General features: G+C 66.7%; 26 protein-coding genes. 7 read left to right on the top strand and 19 right to left on the bottom strand.

Annotated elements, in window-relative coordinates:
• Positions 1 to 17: 17 nt before the first annotated feature.
• The 7 genes from fliN to ASF81_RS01345 form a co-directional block, all read right to left on the bottom strand.
• A complete protein-coding gene (fliN, locus tag ASF81_RS01375; protein ID WP_039246916.1) occupies positions 18 to 350 on the bottom strand; it encodes a flagellar motor switch protein FliN in 333 nt (110 codons plus the stop codon).
• Positions 350 to 1,012, bottom strand: coding sequence for a flagellar assembly protein FlbE (locus ASF81_RS01370; protein WP_055803823.1), 663 nt, complete (start codon positions 1,010 to 1,012; stop codon positions 350 to 352). The genes fliN and ASF81_RS01370 overlap by 1 nt, the downstream gene beginning before the upstream one ends.
• Position 1,013: 1 nt before the next feature.
• Positions 1,014 to 2,048, bottom strand: coding sequence for a flagellar motor switch protein FliG (fliG, locus tag ASF81_RS01365; RefSeq protein ID WP_055754108.1), 1,035 nt, complete (start codon positions 2,046 to 2,048; stop codon positions 1,014 to 1,016).
• On the bottom strand, positions 2,048 to 3,688 hold the full coding sequence (fliF, locus tag ASF81_RS01360) for a flagellar basal-body MS-ring/collar protein FliF (protein ID WP_055803819.1): 1,641 nt from the start codon (positions 3,686 to 3,688) through the stop codon (positions 2,048 to 2,050). Before fliF ends, fliG begins: the two co-directional genes overlap by 1 nt.
• Positions 3,689 to 3,776: 88 nt before the next feature.
• Positions 3,777 to 4,802: an alpha/beta fold hydrolase gene (locus ASF81_RS01355; RefSeq protein ID WP_055803817.1), complete on the bottom strand. Its 1,026-nt coding sequence runs from the start codon at positions 4,800 to 4,802 to the stop codon at positions 3,777 to 3,779.
• A gap of 16 nt (positions 4,803 to 4,818) precedes the next feature.
• Entirely contained in the window at positions 4,819 to 5,460 is a 642-nt protein-coding gene (locus tag ASF81_RS01350) for a uracil-DNA glycosylase family protein (RefSeq protein WP_055803815.1), read from the bottom strand.
• A complete protein-coding gene (locus ASF81_RS01345; RefSeq protein ID WP_017504494.1) occupies positions 5,450 to 5,752 on the bottom strand; it encodes a DUF3253 domain-containing protein in 303 nt (100 codons plus the stop codon). Before ASF81_RS01345 ends, ASF81_RS01350 begins: the two co-directional genes overlap by 11 nt.
• Before the next feature lie 47 nt (positions 5,753 to 5,799).
• Here ASF81_RS01345 and ASF81_RS01340 point away from each other — a divergent pair, with 47 nt between their 5' ends.
• Positions 5,800 to 6,231: a PaaI family thioesterase gene (locus ASF81_RS01340; protein ID WP_039246907.1), complete on the top strand. Its 432-nt coding sequence runs from the start codon at positions 5,800 to 5,802 to the stop codon at positions 6,229 to 6,231.
• Positions 6,232 to 6,238: 7 nt separating this feature from the next.
• On the opposite strand, the gene ASF81_RS01335 is transcribed toward ASF81_RS01340, so the two are convergent.
• Entirely contained in the window at positions 6,239 to 7,510 is a 1,272-nt protein-coding gene (locus ASF81_RS01335) for a NupC/NupG family nucleoside CNT transporter (RefSeq protein WP_055803812.1), read from the bottom strand.
• Positions 7,511 to 7,643: 133 nt separating this feature from the next.
• Positions 7,644 to 8,522 (bottom strand): branched-chain amino acid aminotransferase, encoded by an 879-nt coding sequence (locus ASF81_RS01330; protein WP_045810405.1) that lies wholly within the window; start codon positions 8,520 to 8,522, stop codon positions 7,644 to 7,646.
• A gap of 88 nt (positions 8,523 to 8,610) precedes the next feature.
• On the opposite strand from ASF81_RS01330, the gene ASF81_RS01325 reads away from it, so the two are divergent.
• The 3 genes from ASF81_RS01325 (at position 8,611) to ASF81_RS01315 (ending at position 11,276) form a co-directional block, all read left to right on the top strand.
• Positions 8,611 to 9,342, top strand: a complete 732-nt coding sequence (locus ASF81_RS01325) for a response regulator (protein WP_369814635.1) — start codon at positions 8,611 to 8,613, stop codon at positions 9,340 to 9,342.
• 4 nt (positions 9,343 to 9,346) lie between these two features.
• Positions 9,347 to 10,714, top strand: a complete 1,368-nt coding sequence (locus tag ASF81_RS01320) for a HAMP domain-containing sensor histidine kinase (RefSeq protein ID WP_055803809.1) — start codon at positions 9,347 to 9,349, stop codon at positions 10,712 to 10,714.
• Positions 10,715 to 10,799: 85 nt separating this feature from the next.
• Complete coding sequence (locus tag ASF81_RS01315) at positions 10,800 to 11,276, top strand: hypothetical protein (RefSeq protein ID WP_055805296.1); 477 nt, start codon at positions 10,800 to 10,802, stop codon at positions 11,274 to 11,276.
• Here ASF81_RS01315 and ASF81_RS01310 read toward each other — a convergent pair.
• The 3 genes from ASF81_RS01310 to ASF81_RS01300 all read right to left on the bottom strand — a co-directional run bounded on the left by ASF81_RS01310 (position 11,273) and on the right by ASF81_RS01300 (position 12,943).
• Positions 11,273 to 12,061 carry a pyrroline-5-carboxylate reductase gene (locus ASF81_RS01310; RefSeq protein ID WP_235559179.1) on the bottom strand — a complete coding sequence of 263 codons (789 nt, stop codon included), beginning with the start codon at positions 12,059 to 12,061 and terminating at the stop codon, positions 11,273 to 11,275. The genes ASF81_RS01315 and ASF81_RS01310 overlap by 4 nt on opposite strands.
• A 17-nt stretch (positions 12,062 to 12,078) precedes the next feature.
• Positions 12,079 to 12,582, bottom strand: coding sequence for a YbjN domain-containing protein (locus ASF81_RS01305; RefSeq protein ID WP_017504503.1), 504 nt, complete (start codon positions 12,580 to 12,582; stop codon positions 12,079 to 12,081).
• A 73-nt stretch (positions 12,583 to 12,655) separates the two neighbouring features.
• On the bottom strand, positions 12,656 to 12,943 hold the full coding sequence (locus tag ASF81_RS01300) for an accessory factor UbiK family protein (protein WP_017504504.1): 288 nt from the start codon (positions 12,941 to 12,943) through the stop codon (positions 12,656 to 12,658).
• Positions 12,944 to 13,116: 173 nt separating this feature from the next.
• Here ASF81_RS01300 and lgt point away from each other — a divergent pair, with 173 nt between their 5' ends.
• The 3 genes from lgt to pgeF are packed head-to-tail and all read left to right on the top strand — an operon-like array spanning position 13,117 to position 15,858.
• Positions 13,117 to 13,992: a prolipoprotein diacylglyceryl transferase gene (lgt, locus tag ASF81_RS01295; protein WP_039246902.1), complete on the top strand. Its 876-nt coding sequence runs from the start codon at positions 13,117 to 13,119 to the stop codon at positions 13,990 to 13,992.
• Positions 13,989 to 15,074, top strand: coding sequence for a class I SAM-dependent methyltransferase (locus tag ASF81_RS01290; protein WP_055803802.1), 1,086 nt, complete (start codon positions 13,989 to 13,991; stop codon positions 15,072 to 15,074). The genes lgt and ASF81_RS01290 overlap by 4 nt, the downstream gene beginning before the upstream one ends.
• A 13-nt stretch (positions 15,075 to 15,087) precedes the next feature.
• Positions 15,088 to 15,858: a peptidoglycan editing factor PgeF gene (pgeF, locus tag ASF81_RS01285; protein WP_055803799.1), complete on the top strand. Its 771-nt coding sequence runs from the start codon at positions 15,088 to 15,090 to the stop codon at positions 15,856 to 15,858.
• Here pgeF and lpxC read toward each other — a convergent pair.
• From lpxC to murC, 7 genes are all read right to left on the bottom strand, one after another.
• Complete coding sequence (gene lpxC, locus ASF81_RS01280) at positions 15,855 to 16,754, bottom strand: UDP-3-O-acyl-N-acetylglucosamine deacetylase (protein ID WP_055803796.1); 900 nt, start codon at positions 16,752 to 16,754, stop codon at positions 15,855 to 15,857. The two genes, pgeF and lpxC, sit on opposite strands and share 4 nt — an antisense overlap.
• Positions 16,755 to 16,940: 186 nt before the next feature.
• Positions 16,941 to 18,527 (bottom strand): cell division protein FtsZ, encoded by a 1,587-nt coding sequence (gene ftsZ / locus ASF81_RS01275; protein ID WP_055803793.1) that lies wholly within the window; start codon positions 18,525 to 18,527, stop codon positions 16,941 to 16,943.
• 246 nt (positions 18,528 to 18,773) lie between these two features.
• Positions 18,774 to 20,066, bottom strand: a complete 1,293-nt coding sequence (ftsA, locus tag ASF81_RS01270) for a cell division protein FtsA (protein ID WP_039247066.1) — start codon at positions 20,064 to 20,066, stop codon at positions 18,774 to 18,776.
• 55 nt (positions 20,067 to 20,121) lie between these two features.
• A complete protein-coding gene (locus tag ASF81_RS01265) occupies positions 20,122 to 21,009 on the bottom strand; it encodes a cell division protein FtsQ/DivIB (protein WP_055803790.1) in 888 nt (295 codons plus the stop codon).
• Complete coding sequence (locus ASF81_RS01260) at positions 20,997 to 21,938, bottom strand: D-alanine--D-alanine ligase (protein WP_055803788.1); 942 nt, start codon at positions 21,936 to 21,938, stop codon at positions 20,997 to 20,999. Before ASF81_RS01260 ends, ASF81_RS01265 begins: the two co-directional genes overlap by 13 nt.
• Before the next feature lie 79 nt (positions 21,939 to 22,017).
• The gene (gene murB, locus ASF81_RS01255) at positions 22,018 to 22,920 is read right to left on the bottom strand and encodes a UDP-N-acetylmuramate dehydrogenase (protein ID WP_055803785.1); all 903 of its coding nucleotides are present in this window, start codon (positions 22,918 to 22,920) and stop codon (positions 22,018 to 22,020) included.
• The gene (murC, locus tag ASF81_RS01250; RefSeq protein ID WP_055803783.1) at positions 22,917 to 24,329 is read right to left on the bottom strand and encodes a UDP-N-acetylmuramate--L-alanine ligase; all 1,413 of its coding nucleotides are present in this window, start codon (positions 24,327 to 24,329) and stop codon (positions 22,917 to 22,919) included. The genes murB and murC overlap by 4 nt, the downstream gene beginning before the upstream one ends.
• Positions 24,330 to 24,443 lie beyond the last annotated feature (114 nt).

The raw sequence follows: 24,443 nt of genomic DNA, 5'->3' as shown, positions 1-24,443 counted from the left end.
CTAAAGCCGGTCGCCAATCAGGCGCCCGAGTCCTCGGTCTTGATGATTTCCGTCATGGTCACGCCCAGCCGGTCGTCGACGACGACGACCTCGCCGCGCGCGATCAGGCGGTTGTTGACGAAGATGTCGATCGCCTCGCCGACCTTGCGGTCCAGCTCCAGCACCGAGCCCTTGTTCAGTTTCAGCAGCTGGGCCACCGACATGTGCGACTTGCCCAGAACCGCCGAGATGTTGACCGGCACGTCAAAGACGGTCGCCAGGTCGGCGGCGCTCTTTTCGCCGCTGTCGTCCAGGGGCGGCAGGCCCGAAAGGCCGGAGAATTCCTCCAGCGCCAGGTCGTCGGATGCCATCAGAACATGCTCCTGTCGACGGGAAGGGTTTCGGCGTGTCCGGCCTCGGCGGCCAAGGCGGCGGTCAGGGCCTCGGCGACACGGTCGGCCGAGCCTTGTGGATCGTGATCAGCGCGCCCGTCGGCCCATTCCAACTGGAAGGCGGCCTGGGCCATGCCCGGTTCATCGCGGAAGGCGACTACGCCGGTAAAGCCGCTGTCGGCACAGGCGCGCTCGATTAGGCCGCGCGCCTCGTCATCCAGGCCCGAGGCGCGAACGACCAGACGTGGCGAGGCGTCGATTTCCTGCGCCAACAGTTCCAACGCGGCTTTCAGCGGCGCATGCGGAAACCGCTCCAGAGCGGCCCCGGCGATGGTGCTCGCAGCAGCCAGGGCTAGGTCAGCGGCCTGTTCCCGGTGCGCCTGGGCCACAGCCTTCAGGGTCGGCATGGCCGAGGCCACAGCCTGGGCGATATTGCTCAGGGCCATGGCGCGGATGTTTTCGACCTCGCTGAGCGCCTGTTCGCGCGCCTCCAGACGCCCTTGGGCGACCAGAGCATCGACCTCGGCCGGCAGATAGGAGCGTTTGGCTGGCGTCCAGGCACCCGGGCGCACGACCGTGCCGTCCGCGTCAAACTCTGTGTCAAAGGCGAAGAGGCGCCGGATTTCAGGGGACTGGGTCATGTCAGTAGATCAACTCGTCGTCGGCGCCCTGACCGGCCAGCATGATGTCGCCCTTGGCGGCCAGATCCTTGGCGACCTGGACCATGGCCATCTGGGCGGCGTCCACGTCCTTCAGACGCACCGGCCCCATCGACTCCATGTCCTCGCGCATGATCTTGGACGCGCGCTCGGACATGTTGGAGAAGAACATCTCGCGCAGACCTTCGGACGCGCCCTTCATCGCCAGGCCCAGCGAATCCTTGTCCACGGCGCGCAGCAAGGTCTGCACCCCGCCCGGATCCAGCTTGGACAGATCCTCGAAGACGAACATCAGGGCGCGGATGCGTTCGGCCGATTCACGATTGCGCTCTTCCAGAGCCCCGATGAAGCGGGCCTCGGTCTGGCGGTCGAAGCTGTTGAAGATGTCGGCCATCATCTCGTGGCTGTCGCGCTTGGAGGTGCGCGCCAGGTTCGACATGAACTCGGTGCGCAGCGTGGCCTCAATCTTGTCCAGGATCTCGCGCTGCACGGGCTCCATGCGCAGCATCCGCTGAACGCATTCCAGGGCGAAGTCTTCCGGTAGGCTGGTCAGGACGCGGGCGGCGTGGTCCGAGCGCACCTTGGACAGAATCACGGCGACGGTCTGGGGGTATTCGTTCTTCAGATAGTTGGCGAGAACGGCCTCGTTCACATTGCCCAGCTTGTCCCACATGGTGCGACCGGCCGGCCCCCGGATTTCCTCCATCAGGCCGTCGACGCGATCCTTGGGCAGGAAGGCGGCCAGCAGCTTTTGCGTCTGCTCATAGCTGCCCATCACGGCCCCGGAGCCGGACAGGCCCGAGACGAACTCGATCATCAGGGCCTCGACGGCCTCGGCGCTGACGTTGCCCAGGGTCGCCATGGCCTGGGAGATTTCCTTGACCTCGTCGTCGTCCAGCCGCTCCCACAGGGCGGTGTGCTCTTCGCCCAGCGCCAGCAGGATGACGGCGGCCTTCTCCGGCCCCGACAGCTTGTTGGGATCGTCGATCGAGGCTTTCTTGTTGACCAGCTTCGCCATCAGCCTTCGGCCACCCAGGTCCGCAGGATGCCGGCCGCGTCATCGGGATGCGACTGAACGAAGTCGGCGACCTTCTTGACCGACGACGCCTTCACCTGACCCTCGATGCGGGCGATGTCGATCTTCTGTTCCATCTCGCTGGGCGCCGGCAGCTGAACCAGCTGAGGCTGGCCGTCCGGGCCGATCACCGTGGTCGCCACGGTCGTGACCGGCACGCCGTTGGTGCCCGCCAGCGCCGGCAGATTGGCCCCGCCGCCCGCCGCCGTCTTCAGCAGAGGACGCAGCACGAAGAAGATCAGCAGCAAGGCGACGACCGTCAGAATGCCCAGTTCGACGAAACGCATGATGTCGTTCTTGGAGAAGTCCAGCAGCGACGACTTGCCGTCCAGACCGCCCTCGATGCCGGTGTCGTGGTTGAAGCGGACGTTGATGACCTCGATCTTGTCGCCGCGCGTCTCGTCGATGCCGGCGGCGGCGGCGACCAGCGACTTGATCTGGGCGATCTCCTCGGCCGTGCGCGGCGCATAGGTCGGCTCGCCCTTGCCGTCCTTGGCCGGGGTCCACTTGCCGTCGACCGCGACGGCGACGGCCAGCTTCTTGACCTCTCCCGGCTCCTTGGTCGTGGTCGTGGTGGTCTTGGAGATTTCGTAGTTGGTCGTCTCGGCGTTTTCCGAGTTGGTCGAACCGGCCGGCGTCGCGCCGGGCGCAGCCCCGCCGGGGATGTTGTTCGTCGCAGTCACGCCGCCGTCGGGCTGGGCGCTGTTGTCTGCGGATTGCGAGCCGTTGGTCGTGGTCGAGCGGACGACCTGACCGTCGGGATCGAACTTCTCTTCCTGTGTCGTGGCGCGGCTCTGGTCGATGTCGGCCGTGACCTGAACACGGGCGGCGCCGGCGCCCACGACGCCTTCGACGATGTCCTTGATGCGCGCCTGAAGCTGGCTCTCGGTATTGCCCTTGGCCTCGGCGGCGGAAGCCGAGGTGAAGGTTCCGTCGTCGCTGCCGGCCGCCAGGGTGCGGTTCGTTTGGTCCGCGACGGTGACGCGGTCGGGCTTCAGGTTCGGCACGGACGAGGCCACCAGGTTGCGGATCGCCCGCACTTGGTCGCTGGTCAGGTCACGCCCGCCCAGGCCCACCAGAACGGCGGCGGTCGGTTCGCCGGCGGCCGAGGTGAACATCTCGCGGCGCGGCATGGTGATGTGGACGCGGGCGGCGGTGATGCCGCGCATAGACATGATGGTGCGCGACAGTTCGCCCTGCAGGGCGCGCTGTTCGTTCAACTGTTGCTGGAACTCGGTCTGACCCAGCACCGACTGGCTGTCGAACAGCTCGTAACCAACCGATCCGGACGTGACCAAACCCTTGCCCGCGACCAGCATCCGCGCCGTGCCGACTTCGTCGCGGTTGACCATGATGGTCGAACCGTCGCCCTTGGACGAATATTTGATGCCGGCCTGATCCAGGGCGGCGCTTATCTCGCTGGCCTCGCGCAGATCCAGGTTGGAATAGAGAAGCGCGTCGGGCGCTTGGCCCATGCGCAGCATGATGGCGACCAGCACGGCGGCCACGCCTGCGGCGACGCCGAGGACCGCAGCCAGACGGCCGATCCCGAACTTCTGCAACGCCGCTGTGAAGCCGCCCACGCGTCCCCGCCCCCTACTCGCGGGAGACACGAACGCCCCGCTAGGCAGAAAATGCCGCCTGGATGGTAAACGTCGCGTTAAGACCCGCTTAAGGGCGCGCCCCGCCCGCCTGAAGCTGCGGCAAAACCGCCGGTGCACCGGACGGCAAGGGGGCTTTCGGGTCTCTCAACCACGAGACGACGTCGCGATAGACGATCTCGGCGTCCAGATCGCGGTTCAGCAGATGCCAGCCGTTCGGATACCAGGCGGTCCGCAGCGTTCCGCCCTCCCGCTCGGCCCGCTCAAGCGCTGCCTTCATCGGCCCCTTCTTCACCACCTCGTCGTGGGCGCCGTACATCAGGATGGCGTCGCCCCGAATGCGGCCCAGGCTGCGCGATGAGGCCTCCATCAGATCGACCAGCCCATAGACGGTGTCGAACCGCGTCGCGAGGATGCTTATCGGATCGCGCCCGTTGCGGATCAGCTCCAATGTATTCGAAGAGGCGTGGATGTCGCGCGTGATGAATTCCGGCGGCTCCAGCGCCACGTCGCCCAGCGCTCGAGCTGCGATGTTCAGCGCCGTGCTGTTCAACGGTCCTTGCGTCGACCAGCCCCATACGCCGGGCGCCAGCAGCACGATCCGGTCCGCATCCGGCGGATTGTCGGAGCCGAACGCCGCCGCCGTCACCGACCCTCCCATACTCTCGCCCACCACAGCGATGACGGCATTGGGATAGCGGGCCCGCGCCATCGCGGTGATCTCGCGCAGATCATCCGTCATCCGCTGCTGCCCGGCCCATTCGCCCCGCCCCGGCGCCCCGCCGAAGCCACGCTGGTCGTAGGACCAGGTCTCGATACCCTGCTCGGCCCACCAAGGGCCGGCCAAGCGGAAGCTGGCGTCGTGATCGTTCATCCCATGCAGGGCCACGATCACCGCCCAAGGCGCCCCATCCTTTGGCCCCCAATGCAGATACGGCAGGCGCGCGCCGTCCGACATGACAAGCGCCCGATCCTCGACATGGGCGCCGACAAAGCCCGGTGGCGGCGTCAACGGCGGCTGAATGTGGGGTGCGGCGCAGGCCGACAGAATGAGCGCGGCGGTCAGCGGCATAAGTCTGGAGGCGATCAAGGCCATGTGTCCCAAGCAGCGCTCATGATACCACCGGCGTGTCCTTCTCGCTGGAGCGAATGGCCGCCGGATTTGCAGAAGTCAGAATGCGCTGAACCCGTTCCCGGAGATAGGGAAGCACCTCCGCCTCGAACCACGGATTCTTCTTCAGCCAGGCCGTATTGCGCCACGACGGATGCGGCAGCACCAGCAGATCCGGTGCATACTCCCGCCACGCCCTAACCGTCTCGGACATGGTCCGCTTGGCCCTGTCGCCCAGCGCCCACGCCTGGGCATAGCCGCCGACCAGCAAGGTCAGCTCCATCTGCGGCAGGGCGTCCAGCAACTGCGGTCGCCACAGTTCCGCACAGCGTGTCGGCGGCGGATAGTCGCCGCCTTTCGGCGCGGTGCCCGGATAGCAGAAGGCCTGGGCCGCCACCCCGATGCGCGGATCGGCGTAGAAGGTCTCGTAGTCCACGCCCATCCAGTCACGAAGGCGATCGCCGGAGGGATCCGTGAACGGCAGGCCGCTCTCGTGGACGCGTCGTCCCGGCGCCTGGCCGCAGATCAGCAGCCGCGTCTCGGGAAAGACCCGCACCACCGGGCGCGGCGTGTGCGGCAGGACGCCCGCGCAGGCGCGACAGGCGCGGATGTCGTTCAGGATATCCTGGAGATCAGTCGTCATCGCCCTCGACGACCGGCGGACGGCGGCTCAGCGCCAGGGCCGTTTCTTCCTCGGTCGCCTGGCGCAGGCGCGTGACGCCGCGGAAATTGTCCGGATCGACCGCCTTGCCCTTCTTGGTGATGGTCAGCTTGCCCTGGCGCATCAGACCCAAAGCGGTCGCGCGGACCTTGGGCAGCATGCGCTGCCACTGCTCGGGCTGTAGCTCTTTGGCCACTTCCGCCGGCTCAATGCTCTTGCCGGGCTCAAGCGCGGCGATTTTGTTCAGGATTGCGGTTTCGATCGGGTCGCTCATTGCGCCTATATGCTGCAACGCACGCCCATAAGTAAGGCCGAGTCTGCATGCCCAAGAAAATCACCATCACCGAGGGCGAGTTCGCCGGCTGGCAGACCTACGATCTGCACGACACCTTCGACACGGTGGTCGGCCCCTTCTACGGCAAGCCGGATCCCGACGGGCACATGCGCTGCGCCTTCCGCGCCGAGCAGAAGCATATGAACGCAGGCGGGCGGATGCACGGCGGCTGCCTGATGACCTTCGCCGACATCGCCATGTTCCAGATCGCCTATCAGGAGATGGAAGGTGCCTCGGGCGTCACGGTTCAGCTGGACTCCACCTTCATCGACGGCGGCTATGTCGGCGAACTGATCGAGGCCACCGGCCAGGTCACCAAGGCCGGCAAGAGCCTGATCTTCGTGCGGGGCCAGATCAATACCGGCGAGCGCCTGCTGATGACCTTCTCCGGCGTCATCCGCAAGTTCACGCCGCGCTGAGCGTGTCCTAGCCGAAGACAACGCTGGGCATCGCGCCGACGATGGCCGCGGTCATCAAGGTGGCTAAAAAGCCGGCGAAAAGGCCCTTCCAGACCATGCCCAGCACTTCCTCGCGGCGTTCGGGCATCAGGACAGACAGGCCGGTGACGGTGATGCCGACCGAGCCGATATTGGCGAAGCCGCATAGGGCGTAGGTCATCAGCATCCGCGTGCGCTCGGTCATGTCTGCGGCCGGCACCTTGCCCAGGTCGATGAAGGCGACGAACTCGGTCAGGGTCAGTTTCACGCCCAGCAGCCAGCCGGCGACATCGGCGTCCTTCCACTCGACCCCGATCAGCCAGGCGACCGGCGCGAAGATCCAGCCCAGCATCCGCTCGACGGTCAGGGGCGCATCGAACACGACGAACCCGCCCAGCATGACGTTGACCAAAGCGACCAAGGCCACGAACACGATCAGCACGGCCGAGATATTCAACACGACCATCAGGCCGTCGGATGTGCCTTTGACGATGGCGTCGATGGCGCTGTCGTACTTCAGCGCCGAGTCATAGTCGGCGACCGCGCCGCCCATCCCCTCTTTCTCGGGAATGATGATCCGCGCCAGCAGCACGCCGGCCGGCGCCGAAACGATCGAGGCCACCAGCACGTGGCCTGCCGCATTGGGCAGCACCGGCGACAGGATCGTCGCATAGGCCACCATGGTCGAACCGGCGACCGTCGCCAGGCCCACCACCATCATCAGGAAGATCTCGGACCGCGTCAGCTTATCCAGATAGGCGCGGATCACGATCGGGCTTTCGATCATGCCTAGGAAGATGTTGGCCGCGACCGCCAGGGCCGACGCGCCGCCCAAACCCATCGTTTTCTGGAACAGAAAGCCGAAGCCCAGCGTGATCCACTTCAGAATCTTCCAGTGCCACAGCAGGGCCGACAGGGCGGAAATCACCAGGATCAGCGGCAGAACCTGGAAGGCGAAGGTGAAAAGCGCGCCCTGGTTCGAGACCGTATAGGGTTGGTCCCCGCCGGCCAGATAGCCGAAGACGAACTTGGTCCCCTCGGTCGTCGCGACCGCCAGACCGTCCACCGCGCCCGTCACCGCCGCCAGCACCGCCTGCGAGCCCGGAATGGCGAACAGGGCGAGTACCAGCCCTGCCTGCACCAGGATCGCGCCGATCGTCAGCCGCCAGGGAAAGGCCTTGCGGTTTTCCGAAATCGCCCAGCAGACCGCGACGATGACGACCAGACCCAGAAGGCTCTGGAGGTTCAGGAGGCTGAACATGAGAAACGATCCCCGCACCCGGCGCGCCTGCCGGTCTGTATTCGCTTCAAGGACAAAGTGACGCGGCTGGCAAGCGAAACGAAAAAGGGCGGCCCCTTCAGGGACCGCCCTCATCGTGTCGTCGCGCCTCGGCTTACAGCTGGCCGCGCACCAGCTTGCCGTAGTGATCCATCAGATCCAGCGACAGGGCGCCGGGGGTGAAGCGGTATTCGCCCACCTCGGCGACCGGGGTCACCTCGACGGCGGTGCCGGTCAGGAAGCATTCGGTGAAGTCCGACAGTTCTTCCGGCTTGATCTCGCGCACCACGACCTCGATGCCCTTTTCGCGCGCGATCTCGATCACCGTCTGGCGGGTGATGCCGTCCAGAATGTGCTCGACGTTCGGCGTGTGGATGACGCCGTCCTTGACGAAGAAGACGTTGGCGCCGGTCGCCTCGGCGACATAGCCGCGCCAGTCCAGCATCAAGGCGTCAGCGAAACCACGCCGCTCGGCGGCGTTCTTGGACATGGTGCAGATCATGTACAGACCCGCCGCCTTGGCCGTCGTCGGGGCCGTCGCCGGATCAGGACGACGCCACTTGGACCATTCCAGACGCAGGCCGCGCGCCTTGACCTCAGGGTCGAAATAGCTGGGCCAGTCCCACACGGCGATGGCCAGGTGGACCTTGTTGTTCAGGGCCGAAACGCTGGTCTGTTCCGGGCCCAGGTAGGCGACGGGACGCACATAGCAGTCCGTCAGACCGTTCTTGGCGCAGGTTTCCTTACAGAAGGCGTCGATTTCGGCGACGCTGTAGGGTATCTCGAAATCGAGCAGGTTGGCGGACCGCTTCAGGCGCTCGGAATGTTGCGTCAGCTTGAAGATTTCGCCGCCGTACATACGCTCACCCTCAAAGACCGACGAGCCATAGTGAAGGGCATGGGTCAGAACGTGCGTTTTCGCTTCCCTCCAGGGGACGAAATCGCCATTCACCCAGATGAAGCCGTCACGATCGTCGAAAGGAACGAAGGCCATTGAAATACGTCTCCCGCGAAACTGACGGTCTTAGAGCCGCACGAATCGCTCAGGTCAACGCCGCAAGCGGGGGAAACGTCGCATGAGCATGACGGAATCGCGTTCGCATGGCCGCTCAGGCCCCATCGCCGGCCCTGGCGTCGGCCGCCATCTGCTGATTGTCGACGACGACGATCGCATCCGCGAACTGCTGAAGGAATTCCTGGCGCGCGAAGGCTATCGCGTGACGGGCGCCGCGCATGCGGCCGCCGCCAAGCGGATGATGGAGCTGATCGAGTTCGATCTGGTCGTGCTGGACGTCATGATGCCGGGCGAAAGCGGCTTGGACCTGACCAGCTGGGTCCGCAACAAAGCCGAGCTTTCCAAGACGCCGGTCCTGCTGCTGACCGCGCGCGGCGATCCTGAAGACCGTATCGAAGGTCTGTCGCGCGGCGCCGACGACTATATGTCCAAGCCGTTCGAACCGCGCGAACTGGTGCTCCGCATCGACGCCATCCTGCGTCGCACCGGCGGCAAGCCGATCGGTCCCAAGGAGATCAAGCTGGGCACCGCCGTCTTCGACATGGAACGGCTGGAGTTGAGCCGTGACGGCGCGCCCCAGCGCCTGACCGAAGCCGAGGCCCAGTTGCTCAAGACCCTGGCGCTTCACGCCCATGCGCCGGTCGAGCGGATGAGCCTGTCGCCCGACACCGCCGACATCACCGGCCGCGCCGTGGACGTGCAGGTGACGCGCCTGCGCCGCAAGCTGGAGGTTGACCCCAAGAACCCGCGCTATCTCCAGACGGTGCGCGGCGTCGGCTATATGCTGGCTCCCGACTGAGCGGATGCGGCTTCTGCCCGCCTATCTGTGGCCGCGCTTTCTGAAGCGGCGCCTGCCGACCTCGCTCTGGGGCCGGTCGCTGCTGATCATCGTCCTGCCGGTGCTGGTCATGCAGATGGCTGTGACCTGGGTCTTCTTCGACGCCCACTGGCAGACGGTGACCGCGCGCCTGTCCGAAGGCCTGGCCGGCGACATCGCCTGGGCCGTCGAGAGCTATGAGGACGACCCCAGCCCGGCGAACCTGGACAAGCTGGCCAATCGCGCCGAGCGATCCATGTCCCTGTCCATCGTGCTTCAGGATGGGCGCACCCTTCCGACGGAAGAACGCCGCGGCGCCATCGGCGTGGTGGACCGGGTGCTGGACAGGGCCTTGGATGCGCGTCTGGACCGCCCCTACTGGTTCGACACCACCCGCTATCCCGCCTACGTCGACATCCAGGTGCAGGAGCCGCAAGGGGTGCTGCGCATCATCGCCCCGCGCGAGCGCGCGGTGGCGACGCAGGCCCATATCTTCGTCCTGTGGTTGGCGGTGGCGACCGTCCTGCTGATGGGCGTCGCCATCCTGTTCATTCGTAATCAGGTCCGCGCCATCGAGCGTCTGGCCGACGCGGCCGAGGCCTTCGGGCGTGGCGAAACCGTGCCGCGGTTCAAGCCACACGGTGCACGCGAGGTTCGCGCCGCCGCCGTCGCCTTCATGGCCATGCGAGACCGCATCCAGCGCCACATCGATCAGCGCACCGCCCTGCTCGCCTCGGTCAGCCACGACCTACGCACGCCCCTGACCCGTCTGCGTCTCGAACTGGCTCTGGCTCCCCCCTTCAAGCGCCAGTCCGCCATGCGCGGCGACCTGGACGAGATGGAGCATATGATCGACGAATACCTCGACTTCGCCCGTGGCGAAGCGGGCGAACCGCCCAAGCCGGTGTCGATTTCCGACCTGTTGAAGGCGGCCGGCGAGGATGCGAAACGCGCCGGCGCCGAGGTCGAGGTGGTGGTGGCCGACGGGCTAACCGCTTCGGTTCGCCCCCTCGCCTTCAAGCGCGCCCTGGTAAACCTGGCCGGCAACGCCGCCTCGCACGGCGAGAATGTGCGCCTGTCGGCCCGCGCCCTGGCGTCAGGCGGGCTGGAGATCATCGTCGAGGACGACGGACCCGGCATCCCAGAGGCCATGTATGACGAAGCCTTTCGGCCCTTCTCGCGCCTGGACGACTCTCGCAACCAGAACCGCAAGGGCGTCGGTCTGGGCCTCGCCATCGCGCGCGATGTGGCGCGCGGCCACGGCGGCGACGTCACCCTGGATCGCAGCGAACTGGGCGGGTTGAAAGCGACGATCCGCATCCCCGGCGCGGTCACCGTCGCCGAGTCCGCTTAAGGCTTGAAAGCTTTCGTCGGCAGGGTCTGGCGGAACGGCGCTGCAAGGGTCATCTTGAGGGGGACAGGGCTTGGAGATGATTTCGATGCGTAAACTCGCCTTCTTTGCACCGCTGGCCGCGACACTCGCCTTCGCCGCCATGGCTCAGGCTCAAGCGCAGACGGTGAACGTCACGGTCGGGCCGCAGCTTCAACGCGAGGTCGAAAAGCTCGGCGACCGCGAGGTCAACGAACAGATCGCCGGCCTTCAGGCCGAGGTCGGAAAGGCCTTGGCCCAGCGTTATCCGGGCGCGACCGCCAATCTGGTCCTGGTCGACCTGAAGCCCAACCGGCCGACTTTCGAACAGGTCCGTCAGACGCCCGGCCTCGACCCGATCCGCAGCGTGTCGATCGGCGGCGCGGCCATCAAAGGCGAGATCGTGATGGCGGACGGTGTGACGCGGTCCGTGGACTATTCCTATTTCACGCCCAGCATCAACGACGTCTGGGGCTACAGCGTCTGGCGCGACGCTGACCGCGCGTTCGAGCGCTTCGGCGATCAGATCGAGCGCGGACGCTTCTAGCCCATCTCGCGGTTGCGTCTGACCGCCGCCGCGACCGTCTCGTCCAGCATCGCCGTGAGGCGGCCGTCCTTCGCCATGGCGTCAAGCCCGGCGCGGGTCGAGCCGCCAGGCGAGGCGATGCGGCCTATCAGGGCTTCCAGCGCGTCGTCACCCATGGAGTCGGCTGCGGACCTCAGGGTCGCGCGCGCCAGCACATCCGCCGTCGCCGCATCCAGACCCGCCGCCTCCCCGGCCCGCGCCAGCGCTTCGGTGAAGGCGTAGAAATAGGCTGCGCCTGACCCGGCCACCGCTGTCGCCGCATCCATCAGCGCCTCGTCGGCCAGCACGACCGTCTCGGCCATCGGCTCAAACAACGCCCGCCCGATGCCCTCAGCGCGCCGGTCCGCCGACCAGACAGAGGCAACGCCGCGCCCGCGCGACACGCCGGTCGTCGGCATCACCCGCACGATGGGCCAGCCTCCTAGACCTTCGGCCAAGGTCGGCGCCGTCACGCCCGCCATGACCGACAGAATGACGGCTCGGTCATTCATGAACGGCGCCAGCGGAGCCATGACCTCGCGCCACAGCGCCGGTTTAACCGCCAGAACGATGATCGCCGCCTCGGTCAGGACCTCCAGCGGCGGATTGATCCGCGCGCCCTTGGCCCGCGCCGTCTCGGCCGCCGGCTTTTCCGAGGGGGTGAGAATGATCAGGTCGGACGCCGCCACCGTCTCGGTCAGCAGCCAGCCTTCCAGAATGGCGGACCCCAGCCGGCCGCAGCCGACCAGGACGACGGGCCCCGCCACGGATTCCGCGCTTGGCATCAGGCGGTGCCGACGGTCTCGAACAGGCAGGCGTCGATCGCCTCCTGCGGCTTCTTGTTCCCGCGCACCATGAAGTCGAAGGCGGGGTAGTAGCGATCCGAAGCCTCGATGGCCGCGTCGATCATCGACGCCGCCTGGGCCAAGGTCGGGCGCTCGCCCATCGGCAAGGCCAGCGAATGGCGGAAGACGATCTCCCCGTCCTCGGCCCAGACCTCGAAATGACCCATCCAGGTGCGCTGGTTGATCAGGCCGACCAGTTCATAGGCGGCCGTTTTGCGGCTCTTGGCCACCTTCAGATCCAGCGCGCAGCACAGCTGAAGACAGTCGCCTTCGGGACGCCAGGCGAACCACAGTTCATAGTCCTTCCAGTCGCCGGCCAGAGCAAAGGCGAGGTCGCCATCGTCGGTGCGGTCGAACGGAAGATTCTCGGCCGTGAGCACATGCTCGACGACCTCAAGCGGGTCGAAGGGCACGTCCACTTCCTCGGGCCGGGCGATGTCCATCAAGTGTCTTTCACGCTGCGTCCGCGAGAATCGCGGGCGTTAACAGAACGGTAAGCCTGTTCGCAGATTCGGCTCAACCGGCTGCGTCCCCGGGTTGAGTTCCATCTGTGGACGTTCCCTTCACGGGCTTTGCAGCCGGCTTTTGGGCGGCCTTCAGCTCTGCGATCTCAGCTCGCAGAGCCGCGATCTCGTCCTTCAGAACATCAAACTCGTCGCGACGGACCAGGTCCATTTCGGCGGCGATCCGGTCAGCCTGGGCGCGCCAGGCGGTCTTGGCCTCTTCGCCTGCGGCTTGGGCCAGGCCCATGGCGCCGGTCGTCAGCTTGGCGAACTCGTCCAAAATGGGATTGCGGGTCTGCATGGCGGCTCCGACCTCAACGTCGTTAACGAAGGTTCACCGACTATGGTGAACGAAACCTTTCTTTCTGCTGCTTCGCGGGCGCCATCAAGGCGTCGTGATGCGTCTTCACAGGCGACGACGGCGGCGACGCTTGCTAAACCGCTGTCAAAGACAGTCCCGCACAGGAACGCCCATTGCCCTTTCCCGAATTCGATCCGGTCCTGATCCACCTCGGACCGCTTCCGATCCGCTGGTACGCCCTGGCCTATGTCGCCGGCATCGTGCTGGGCTGGTGGTACGCCGCGCGTCTGGCCAAGACCCAGCGCCTGTGGGCGCCCGGCAAGCCGCCCGTCACCACGACGCAACTGGATGACCTGGTGCTGTGGATCGTGCTGGGCATCATCCTGGGCGGGCGCCTCGGCTACGCCCTCTTCTACAAGCCGGCCATGTATGGCCAGCTGTTCACCGGCCAGACGCTGGGCGAGCGGTTCGAACTGTTCCAGCTGTGGACAGGCGGCATGAGCTTCCACGGCGGCTTCCTTGGCGTCTGCTTGGCCATCGTCCTTTATGCCCGGTCGCAGAAGATCGACATGCTGCGCCTTGGCGATCTGGTCGCGCCCGTCGTGCCGATCGGCCTGATGTTCGGTCGCCTGGCCAACTTCATCAATGGCGAGCTGTGGGGCCGCGAGACGACCGTCCCCTGGGCCGTGCGCTTCTGCAACGCCCGCATCGAACAGATGTACGGCTTCTGCCCCGCCGGCGATGCGCCCCGCCACCCCAGCCAGCTCTATGAGGCGGGTCTTGAGGGGATCGTCCTCTTCTCCGTCCTTTCCATTGCCATTTGGAAGTTCGGCCTGCTGAAGAAGCCCGGCTATATCACCGGCCTGTTCCTGGTGGGCTATGGCGTCTGCCGCGCGGCGCTGGAGAATGTGCGCGAGCCGGATATCGGCATGCCGGATTTCCCGTTCGGCCTGACCATGGGAATGATGCTGTCGATCCCGATGATCCTAGTCGGCGCCTGGCTGATCTGGCGCGCGTGGAAGCGTCCGCCAGCTGCTGCTGAGGCATGAGCGAGGCCGAAATCCTGAAGACTCGTCTGGCGCGCGAGATCGCCCTGACGGGTCCGATGACGGTCGCCGACTACGTCACCCGCTGCCTGCACGATCCCAAGGGCGGCTACTATGCGTCGCGTCCGGATCTAGGCGCGCGTGGCGACTTCATCACCGCGCCGCTGGTCAGCCAGATGTTCGGCGAACTGATCGGCCTGTGGGCGGTCGAAACCTGGAACCGGCTGGGCGCGCCCGAGCGGTTCCGCCTGGTCGAGGTCGGCCCCGGCGACGGCACGTTGATGAGCGACGCGTTACGCGCCGCCCGCCTGGTCCCGGGCTTTCTCGAAGCCTGCGATCTGATCCTGATCGAACCCAGCGCCCCCTTGCGCGATCTGCAGGCCAAGGCCCTGGCCGGCGCCGACCTGTCGCCGCGCTGGGTCCGCAGCCTGACGGCGATCGAGACCGACGCCCCTGTCATCCTGATCGCCAACGAGGTGCTGGACTGCATGCCCGCCCGTCAGTTCGTCCGCACCGACGGCGGCTGGGCCGAGCGCCGCATCGGCGTCACAGACGACGGCGATCTGATCTTCGGCCTGACCGCCATTTCCGGCGGTTTTCAGAAGCCGGACTTCGACATCGCGCCAGGCGGCATTCTGGAAATTTCGGATCAGCAGGCGGTCTTCGGCCGCGACCTCGGCCTGTTGATGAAAGCCGCCTCGGGCGCCGCTCTGCTGATCGACTATGGCCGCGCCCGCCCCGAAGCCGGCGACACGCTCCAGGCCCTGCGTCGTCACCAGAAGGTGGATCCCCTCGCCACGCCCGGCGAAGCCGACCTGACCCAATGGGCCGACTTTCCCGTGGTGCTCGAAACCGCGGTGCGAACCGGCGCCGACGTTACCGGCAGCCTGCCCCAGGGCGAGTTCCTACGCCGGCTGGGCATCGAGGCCCGCGCCGAGGCGCTGAAAGCCGGCCGGCCCGCCGCCTCCGGCGTCATTGCGCGCCAGCTGGATCGGCTGACCGGCGACGACCAGATGGGAACCCTGTTCAAGGCCGCCGCCATCTTCGCCCCCCGGTCTCTGGTCGTACCCGGCTGGGACGCCTGATATAGGTGGGGGCATGAGCGACCTGGCCCCCATCACTCACCCGCTTCTGACCGCCGTCGGCATCGCCCACGGCTTCTTCACCCGTGCGGGCGGCGTCTCGACCGGCATCTATGAAGGGTTGAACGCTGGCGTCGGCTCCAAGGACGAACCGGCCGCCGTCGCCGAAAACCGCCGGCGCGTCGCGGCCCATTTCAATGCCGACGCCAATCATCTGAACGGCTGCTACCAGATCCATTCCGCCGTGGCGCGTGTGGCCGAAGGTCCCTGGCATGGCGACCGGCCGGAAGGCGACGCCGTCGTCTCGGCCGAGCCGGGCCTGTTGTGTTCAGTCCTGACCGCCGACTGCGCGCCGATCCTGATGGCCGATCCCGAGACCCGCATCGTCGCTGCCGTCCACGCCGGCTGGAAGGGCGCGCTGGGCGGCGTCATCCACTCCGCCGTTTCCGCCATGCAGGCCCTGGGCGCCGAGCCTCGGCGGGTGGTCGCCGTCGTCGGCCCCTGCATCGCGCCCGCCAGCTATGAGGTCGGCGTCGATTTCGAAGATCGCTTCACCCACCACGATCCTGGCAGCGACCGCTTCTTCCACCCCGGAGAGTCCGACGACAAACGCCAGTTCGACCTGCCCGGCTTTGTCCTGTGGCGGTTGCAGCAGGCGGGGGTCGGCCAGGCCGTCTGGACCGGCCACGACACCTGCGCGGACGCAGAGCGGTTCTATTCGAACCGCCGCGCCTTCCAGCACGGCGAGCCGGACTTCGGTCGATTGATTGCGGTGATCGGGGCTTAGCCCGCGCGCGCCAGCTCCGGCACGCGGGTCACTTCACGCCAGGCGTGCGGGGCGGCCAACAGGGCGCGGACCAGCTTGTTGTTCAGGGCGTGACCGGCCTTGTAGCCTTCGTATCGACCCAGCAGGGGCGCGCCCAGCACATACAGGTCGCCGATGGCGTCCAGCGCCTTGTGACGCACAAACTCGCGTTCCATGCGCAGGCCGCCGGGATTCAAAATCTCGTCGCCGTCGATGACTACGGCGTTCTCCAGCGAGCCGCCCCGCGCCAGACCCGCCTTGCGCAACGCCTCGACCTCATGGGCGAAACCGAAGGTGCGGCAGGCCATGATCTCCTTGCGGAAGGTCGGTTCGTCCACGACGAAGTCGATCACTTGATTGCCGATCACGGCCGACGGGAAGTCGATCTCGAACCGCATCTCATAGCGGTCGCACGGCATCAGGGCCGCATGCTTGTCACCCTCGACGACATGGACCGTTTCCAGGATCTCGATATAGCGCTGCGGCGTCGGCTGCGGTCGGAAACCGGCCCGATCCAGCAGCTTCACGAACTCCAGCGCCGAACCATCCAGGATCGGCAGCTCCGGTCCGTCCACCTCGACCACGGCGTTCGACACGCCCAGGGCGGCGAAAGCGGCCATCAGATGCTCGATCGTCGACAGGCGAACACCCGCGCCGTTCTCGATCATGGTGTTCAGGCGGGCGTCAACCACGGCCTCGCCCGACACCGGAATGCGGTTGTCGCGGTCGGTGATGTCGGTGCGCACGAAGACGATGCCCGTGCCCGACGGCGCAGGCCGAACCGCCAGCCGCACCCGGCGGCCGGTGTGCACCCCGACCCCGGCGATGATGGCCGGGGCGACGATGGTGCGTTCGTGATGGTCGCTTCTGACCGACAAACCTGAACTCGCTCTTTCCTTTGCGCGCCGCACGCCGTGCGGATTGCGCCCTGCGTTTCATCTAGCGGTCATGCCGCAAGCGCGAAATGAAAGTCCGGTTTCGGATTGTTTCGGTCTGAGACACATCCGAGAACGAGAAACGCCCCGGAGGCGGGCTCCGGGGCGTTTCATCGTCATTTGGTACGTTTAGTTGGCCAGACGGCGGAGAAAGGATGGGATTTCCAGGTCGTCATCGGCCTGTCCCGCCTCCGGTTCTTGATGTTGGACCGGTTGAGCCGAAGAGCGCGCCTGATGCGACGATTGCGGCGCATAGGACATGTCGTGCTGAGGCTGGGTGCGCTTGCCGCGACCAAACAGGCTCCAGCCGCTGCGGCGGTGGTCACGGTCGTCGTAACCATCGTCGGCCTGAGGCTGCTGGGCCGCAGGCGCGGCGCGTTCATAGAGATCGCCTTGCGGCGCGACGCGCGGGGCCGGCGCGCGGGTTTCATATTCCTCGACCCAAGGATCAACGATGGGGTCCAGAGCGCGCGGCTGCGGCTCGGCGACGCGGATCACCGGCTCGGGGCGCGGTTCCGGTTCGCGAGCGGCAGGGGCCTGAAAGGTCGGCACGACCGGCGCCGCCTCGATGCGGGGCTCAGGCGCGCGCGGGGCTTCTGCGCGAACCGGCTCACGGTAGGCGTCGCGGGTCGGTTCCGGGGCGCGCGAGGCTTGCGTGCCATACAGACCGCCAGCCGAGCGGCGAGCATCATGACCAGCCAGCGGCGCGCTGGCGGCCGGCGGGGCGATGGGTTCGATGCGACGCACTTCCCCCTCGTCCATGCCGGTCGCGACGACCGAGACGCGGATCTTGCCATCCAAGGCCGGGTCGAAGGCCGCGCCGAAGATGATGTTGGCGTCGCCGTCCACTTCCGCGCTGATGGCGTTGGCGGCTTCGTCGACTTCCAGCAGCGTCATGTCCAGACCGCCGGTGATGTTCACCAGCACGGCCTTGGCGCCCTTCAGGCTGGTCTCGTCCAGCAGCGGGTTGGCGATGGCGTTCTGGGCCGCCAGCAGGGCGCGATCGTCGCCCGTGGCTTCGCCCGTGCCCATCATCGCCTTGCCCATCTCGGACATGACGGCGCGCACGTCGGCGAAGTCCAGGTTGATCAGGCCCGGCAGGATCATCAGGTCGGTGATCGAGCGCACGCCAGAGTGCAGGACCTGATCGGCCATGCCGAAGGCGTCGGCGAAGGTCGTGCGCTCATTGGCGACGCGGAACAGGTTCTGGTTCGGGATGACGATCAGGGTGTCGACATAGCGTTGTAGTTCGGCGACGCCCGCGTCGGCCAGACGCATGCGGTGACGCCCTTCAAAGGTGAAGGGCTTGGTCACGACGCCGACGGTCAGGATGCCGCGATCACGCGCGCATTTTGCGATGACAGGGGCCGCGCCGGTGCCGGTGCCGCCGCCCATGCCGCAGGTGATGAAGACCATGTGCGCACCTTCCAGGTGCTGATGGATCTCGTCAGCGGACTCCTCGGCGGCGTTCATGCCGACTTCGGGGTGGGCGCCGGCGCCCAGGCCTTGGGTGATGGTCTCGCCCAGTTGGATACGGCGATCGGTCTTGGCGAAGCTGAGGTGCTGCGCGTCGGTGTTGGCCACGACGAACTCGACCCCTTCAAGGCCGGCGTCGATCATGTTGTTCACGGCGTTGCCGCCAGCGCCGCCGACGCCGAACACGACGATGCGGGGCTTCAGTTCAGTGTGTTGCGGCTTGACCAATGAGAGCGACATTTTCTGTTTCCGACCTGCTGACCCGCCCCTTCAAACCAACCGACCGCCCCGCCGAATCGCTTTGGTTATGAGCGCGTTAAGGATTGCGCCCATGAAGGTTAAGAGAAGGTTACGGCGATAATGTGAGTCGGACCGAAGAACACCCCAAACCGAAAGCGTTGCTGAAGTTTTGCATGGAGATGGATGTTTAGATCTCCGGTAGGGTTGGCGCGCAGTGACCGGAGCCATGGCATGGGTCGTGAGACTTCACAGATTATCTCTCAGCCAGCCCGCCACGCGGCCCACCACGTTTCCGCGGTGAATGCGTGGCGCGTCCGCAGCCGTAATTTGTCGCGCCATCAGCTTTCTTGCCGACACCGCCTCGCGCGGGCCGTAGGCGGCGCGGAGGAGGACGCCCGCGGTGGCGCAGAAGGCGGGACCGGAGGCGGCGTCGGCCAAATGTGGCGCCCGTTGGGGTTTTCCGAGGCGGACGGGGCGGTCGAAGACACGCACCGCCAGCTCGCGCACGCCGTTCAGCTGGCTGGCCCCACCCGTCAGGACGAGACCCGCGCCCGGCTCCAGGCCGACGCCTGCGTTTTTCAGTCGATCACGGAGCAGTTCGAGCGTTTCCTCGACGCGGGGAGCGATGACGGTCTTCAGCATGGCGCGCGGGACGATGACGGGGCCGGCCGAGGCGTCCTCGCCGCGCGGCGGGGCTTCCAGCATTTCGCGGTCCTCGTTGGCGCTGGCCATGGCCGAGCCGTGAAGGGTCTTGAGCCGTTCGGCGCCGGCCTTGGACGTCGACAGGCCGCGCGCGATGTCCGAGGTGACGTGGTCCCCGCCGACGTTCAGGCTTTCGATATGCAGCAGGGACCGGCCGCCCCAGACCGCAGCGCTGGTCGAGCCGCCGCCCATGTCGATGCAGACGGCGCCCAGGTCCATCTCGTCTTCTTCCAGCGCGGCCAGCGACGACACGACGGGCGCGGCGGCGACGCCCTGCAGGTCGAGGTGGGCCAGCTCCAGGCAGTGGCTGAGGGTTGTAAAGACATTCTCGGCCATCGAGACGACCAACAGATCAAGCCCTAGAGAGCCGCCCCGCATCGAACGCGGATCATGCACGCCGCGCGCGCCATCGACCGACCAGGCGATAGGCAGGACGTGGATCGGTCGGCGGTTGGGCAGGCGGATCTGGGCCAGAGCCATGCCGATGGCGCGCGCCAGATCGGCGTCGCCGACCGGATTGGCGCCCAGCGAGACGCGGGCCTGCACCCGGTGGCTGGCCATCTGGCCGATAGCCGTGGTGACGACGACGCCGGAAACCGGACTCTGGGCGGCGCGCTCGGCGCGTTCGACGGCGTGACCGATGGCCTGGGCGGCCTCATCCATGTTGATGATCGCCCCGCCCCTCACGCCCTTGGACTGGACGTGGCTGGCGCCTGCGACGCGGATGGTGCGGTCTGCGTGACGCACGCCGTCCGGCTTCATGATGAAGCACGAGACCTTGGATTGACCGATATCCAGCGCAGCGACCACGGGCGCACGACCGGCGCGAGGATCCATGCCCCGACCGTGATCATTCGCCGCGCCGCGTTGCTTGGTCATGTCTCTACGGTCCTTAGGCGTCGCCGGCTGGTCGCACGGCGACCTCGTCGGGGGTTCTGAGATCGACGCGGGCGAAGCCCAGGTCGAGCAGGCGTTCGCGCTGGTCCAGCGCATCGAGGCGGATCAGGGCCGCCTCCTGTTCCGTGGCGGGCAGTTGGATCAGGCTGCCGTCCTTGAGACGCAGGTCCCAGCGGCGCTCGTCCACGCGCACTAGGGCGTCCACCATCCCCATCAGTCGCGGGCGCTGGGCCAGCAGAGGCAGAATTTCGCCCGCCGCCACGTCGGCGCCCTTGCCCACGACCAGAGGCAGCGTCGGATAGCGACGCGCGTCGGCGCCGTCGATGACCTGGCCTCGGTTGTCGATCACCTTGATCTGACCGGCCTCCTGCCAGACGGCCAGGCGGTCGTGTTCCTTGACCTCAACGATCAGGGTGTCGGGCAACAGGCGCACCACACGCGCCTCCTTGACCCAACCCACGCCCTGAACCCGTGTGCGAATGGCGTTCAAATCCAGGCTTGTGATCGGCTGACCGGAATACAGGCCCAGCGCGCGCTGGATCGCCGGCTCAGCCTCCGGCGAGGCGCCGGTGATGTGCACCCGCTTCAGCGTCAGGCCCATACCGGCCGTCACACTGTCCAGGCCATGCGAAACCGAGGCGCCGATCCGCTCCGCGCGGGCGCCCGTGGCCAGAACCCCGACCAGCAGCAGCGCGCCGGCGCCCAGGGCGATCACGGCGGTGCGCGGCGAAATATCGACACGGCCGATGGCGGCCATCTTGCCGGGAACGGCGGACGCGTTCTGGGCCCCGCCGCGCGACCGTCCTCCGCCTTTGGAAGCCGAACCGCGCTGTGGAGCCTGATTAGAACCCTGTCGCCGACCGCCGCGAACTACCGCGGGCATGAGGCGTCCTCCACCATCCACCGAACCAGATCGTCATAGCTCATCCCGGTATGGGCGGCCTGCTCGGGCGCGAGCGAAGTCGGGGTCATGCCGGGCTGGGTATTGACCTCCAACAGGACCAGATCGTCCTTAACATCATCATAACGGAAGTCGGATCGCGACACGCCGCGGCACCCCATGGCGACGTGCGCCGCCTCGGCCTGACGCAGAGCCTTCTCGAACACATGCGGAGGCAGAACGGCCGGCAGGACGTGCACCGATCCGCCCGGCGCATACTTGGCCTCATAGTCATAGAAGCCCTTGGTCGGGGTGATGTCCGTGACGGTCAGGGCGCGCGGCCCGGCCGGTTCGCCCAGCACGGTGACGCACAGCTCCTTGCCGGCGATATAGGGCTCGACCACGACCTGCTCGCCGTAAGCCCAGCCCGGCTCCCCCACTTCGGAAACCGGCCTGTTGGCGCCCTCGCGCACCAAGAAGACGCCGACCGACGAGCCCTCGGCATTCGGCTTGACCACATAGGGCGGGTCGATGACGTGGCGGCTGGCGACTTCGTGACGATCGTAAAGACCACCGCCCGGCACCTTGATGCCCGCCGCCCGCAGCACGGCCTTGGACTTGTCCTTGTCCATCGCCAGGGCCGAAGCCAGCACGCCGGAATGGCTATAAGGAATACGCAGCGTCTCCAGCACGCCCTGGACGCAGCCGTCCTCGCCCCAGGCCCCGTGCAGACAGTTCAGGACCACGTCCGGCTTGATCAGGCCGGACAACACATTGGCCAGATCCCGCCCCGCATCCACGCGGCTGACGCGCACGCCCTGCCGCTCCAGCGCGCGCGCGCACTGCTCGCCCGACGAGAGGGACACCTCCCGCTCTGCGGAAAGGCCGCCCATCAGAACGGCGACGTGAAGATCTTTGAAAGCGCGGGCCATGACGCCCTTGGATTGGGGCCTACATGTTTAACAGGCCGTCAACCATTCGCGTCCACCGACCATTTTTGCGCGGGTTTTTTTATCCCGCCCGGCCGATCCGCTTGATTTCCCACTCCAGCTGAACGCCGGTCTTGGCCAGCACATCGGCGCGAACCGCCTCGCCCAGGCCTTCGATATCGGCCGCAGTCGCTTCCCCGGGATTGATCATGAAGTTGGAGTGCAGTTCGCTGAACTTGGCCCCTCCCCCGGTTTCGGCGTGAAGCTTGCCGCGCCAGCCGGCCTCATCCACCAGCTTCCACGACGAATGGCCCTCGGGGTTCTTGAACGTCGAACCGCCCGTCTTCTCGCGGATTGGTTGGGTCGTCTCGCGACGACTGGTGATCTCGGAGATCCGGGCCGCCACCGCCTCGGGTTCGTCGGCCGTGCCACAATAGGTCGCCTCGATCCAGATGATGTCGACCGGCGCCTGGGAATGGCGATAGGTGTAACCGAAGTCGGCCAGAGCGTAATCGACCCGCTCGCCCGCCCGCGTCAGGCCCCAGGCCGACACCAGCACATCCTTGGTCTCGGAGCCGTAGCAACCGGCGTTCATGGTCAGGGCGCCGCCGATCGTGCCCGGAATGCCGGCATAGAATTCCAGCCCGGCGATCCCCGCCTTGGCGCTGGCCTTGGCGACCATCGAGTCCAGCGCGCCCGCGCCGGCCGTGACCGTGTCGCCGTCCGTCGTGATCTGCGCCCAAGGGCGGCCCGCCAAACGGATCACCACGCCCTCGACCCCGCCGTCACGGACGATGACGTTCGACCCCACGCCCAGTACCGTCACCGGCACGGACGGGTCCAAGGCCTTCAGGAAGTCCCCCAGATCCTCAGCGTCCGCCGGAATGAACAGGGCCTCGGCCGCGCCGCCCACCCGGAACCAAGTATAGGGCGCCAGCGGCTCGTTCCGCAGCAGCTTGCCGCGCACGTCGGGCAAAACGATCACGCCAGAGCCTCCAGCTGCGCCGGCAGGCCATAGGCCCAACTGGTGATGTCGCCGGCGCCCAGCAGCACGACGACATCGCCGGATTTGGCCTCATCCTTGATCAAGCGCGGCAGGACGGCGGCGTTCTCCAAGGCCTGCACGTGACGGTGGCCGTAGCGGCGCACGCCGTCGGCCAGAGCGTGCTTGTCCACCCCTTCGATCGGCTGTTCGCCGGCGGGATAGACATCGGCGACGATGACGCTGTCCGCGTCCGAGAAGCAGGTCGAGAACTCGTCCATCAGGTCGCGCAGCCGCGTGTAGCGGTGCGGCTGGACCACGACGATGACCCGACCCTCCGTCACCTGACGCGCGGCCTTCAGCACGGCGGCGATCTCGACCGGATGGTGGCCATAGTCGTCGACGATGCGAACGCCGCCCACGACGCCCGTGGTGGTGAAGCGGCGTTTGACTCCGCCGAAGCCGGCCAGCCCGGTGCGGATCGCGTCGTCAGACACATCCAGTTCGCGCGCCACAGCGATCGCGGCCAGGGCGTTCGACACATTGTGCCAGCCGGCCATCGGCAGATGGACGCCTGAGATCGTATGAGTTTCGCCATTCTGGATAACCACGTCGAAGCGGCAGCCGTCCGGCCCCATCTCGACATTATCAGCCCGCACCATGGCCTGCGGATTGACGCCGTAGGTCACCAGACGCCGGTTATCGATGGCCGCGACCAGCTTCTGCACCTCCGGATGGTCCAGGCAGACAGCGGCGAACCCGTAGAAGGGAATGTTTTCGACGAAGTCCACGAACGCTTTACGCACCCCGTCGAAGTCGCCGTAGTGGTCCAGATGTTCGGGATCGATGTTGGTGACGATGGCCACCGTCGATTTCAGGCGCAGGAAGCTGCCGTCCGACTCGTCCGCCTCCACCACGATCCAGTCACCGTCGCCGACCTTGGCGTTGGTGCCATAGGCGTTGATGATGCCGCCATTCACCACCGTCGGATCCAGTCCCGCCGCATCCAGCAGGGCCGCCACCATCGAGGTCGTCGTCGTCTTGCCGTGCGTGCCGCCCACCGCGATCGAGAACTGCAGCCGCATCAGCTCGGCCAGCATCTCGGCCCGGCGCACCAGCGGGATGCGGCGCTCGCGGGCCGCCTTCATCTCGGGGTTCTCGGCCTTGACCGCCGTGGAATAGACCACCGCCGAGACGCCCTCGCCCACATGGGCGGCGTCGTGGCCGATGAAAATCCGGGCGCCCAACTGTTCCAGCCGTTCGGTGTTGGCGCTGGCCTTGGCGTCGGAGCCCTGAACCGAATAGCCGATCTTCAGCATGATCTCGGCGATGCCGCTCATGCCGATGCCGCCGATGCCGACGAAGTGGACGGGACCGAGGTCGAACGGAACGGGGCGAAGGCGTGCGATCATCGTCGCGTCATAAACGCCGCCTCGCCTCCTGCGAAGGGCGCGCCGCATACGGAGCGAACTTTTCTAAGGACGATCGGGCGCGGCTGTGCGCGAACTCGCACAGAACTATTGCGC

It is taken from the genome of Brevundimonas sp. Leaf168, assembly GCF_001423685.1.
Classification (GTDB): Bacteria; Pseudomonadota; Alphaproteobacteria; order Caulobacterales; family Caulobacteraceae; genus Brevundimonas; species Brevundimonas vesicularis_C.
This window is presented reverse-complemented; position numbering and strand designations above follow the sequence as displayed.

What these genes read in the sequence shown, in the direction of transcription:
- ASF81_RS01335 (WP_055803812.1), bottom strand. Translation starts at nt 7,510, where the DNA reads ATGTTCAGCCTCCTGAACCTCCAGAGCCTTCTGGGTCTGGTCGTCATC.
- fliG (WP_055754108.1), bottom strand. Translation starts at nt 2,048, where the DNA reads ATGGCGAAGCTGGTCAACAAGAAAGCCTCGATCGACGATCCCAACAAG.
- ASF81_RS01370 (WP_055803823.1), bottom strand. Translation starts at nt 1,012, where the DNA reads ATGACCCAGTCCCCTGAAATCCGGCGCCTCTTCGCCTTTGACACAGAG.
- murC (WP_055803783.1), bottom strand. Translation starts at nt 24,329, where the DNA reads ATGATCGCACGCCTTCGCCCCGTTCCGTTCGACCTCGGTCCCGTCCAC.
- ASF81_RS01265 (WP_055803790.1), bottom strand. Translation starts at nt 21,009, where the DNA reads ATGCCCGCGGTAGTTCGCGGCGGTCGGCGACAGGGTTCTAATCAGGCT.
- ASF81_RS01315 (WP_055805296.1), top strand. Translation starts at nt 10,800, where the DNA reads ATGCGTAAACTCGCCTTCTTTGCACCGCTGGCCGCGACACTCGCCTTC.
- ASF81_RS01330 (WP_045810405.1), bottom strand. Translation starts at nt 8,522, where the DNA reads ATGGCCTTCGTTCCTTTCGACGATCGTGACGGCTTCATCTGGGTGAAT.
- ASF81_RS01300 (WP_017504504.1), bottom strand. Translation starts at nt 12,943, where the DNA reads ATGCAGACCCGCAATCCCATTTTGGACGAGTTCGCCAAGCTGACGACC.
- ASF81_RS01290 (WP_055803802.1), top strand. Translation starts at nt 13,989, where the DNA reads ATGAGCGAGGCCGAAATCCTGAAGACTCGTCTGGCGCGCGAGATCGCC.
- pgeF (WP_055803799.1), top strand. Translation starts at nt 15,088, where the DNA reads ATGAGCGACCTGGCCCCCATCACTCACCCGCTTCTGACCGCCGTCGGC.
- ftsA (WP_039247066.1), bottom strand. Translation starts at nt 20,066, where the DNA reads ATGGATCCTCGCGCCGGTCGTGCGCCCGTGGTCGCTGCGCTGGATATC.
- ASF81_RS01340 (WP_039246907.1), top strand. Translation starts at nt 5,800, where the DNA reads ATGCCCAAGAAAATCACCATCACCGAGGGCGAGTTCGCCGGCTGGCAG.
- ASF81_RS01350 (WP_055803815.1), bottom strand. Translation starts at nt 5,460, where the DNA reads ATGACGACTGATCTCCAGGATATCCTGAACGACATCCGCGCCTGTCGC.
- ASF81_RS01345 (WP_017504494.1), bottom strand. Translation starts at nt 5,752, where the DNA reads ATGAGCGACCCGATCGAAACCGCAATCCTGAACAAAATCGCCGCGCTT.
- ASF81_RS01305 (WP_017504503.1), bottom strand. Translation starts at nt 12,582, where the DNA reads ATGGACATCGCCCGGCCCGAGGAAGTGGACGTGCCCTTCGACCCGCTT.
- ASF81_RS01325 (WP_369814635.1), top strand. Translation starts at nt 8,611, where the DNA reads ATGACGGAATCGCGTTCGCATGGCCGCTCAGGCCCCATCGCCGGCCCT.
- ASF81_RS01320 (WP_055803809.1), top strand. Translation starts at nt 9,347, where the DNA reads ATGCGGCTTCTGCCCGCCTATCTGTGGCCGCGCTTTCTGAAGCGGCGC.
- ASF81_RS01355 (WP_055803817.1), bottom strand. Translation starts at nt 4,802, where the DNA reads ATGGCCTTGATCGCCTCCAGACTTATGCCGCTGACCGCCGCGCTCATT.
- ASF81_RS01260 (WP_055803788.1), bottom strand. Translation starts at nt 21,938, where the DNA reads ATGGCCCGCGCTTTCAAAGATCTTCACGTCGCCGTTCTGATGGGCGGC.
- ftsZ (WP_055803793.1), bottom strand. Translation starts at nt 18,527, where the DNA reads ATGTCGCTCTCATTGGTCAAGCCGCAACACACTGAACTGAAGCCCCGC.
- fliN (WP_039246916.1), bottom strand. Translation starts at nt 350, where the DNA reads ATGGCATCCGACGACCTGGCGCTGGAGGAATTCTCCGGCCTTTCGGGC.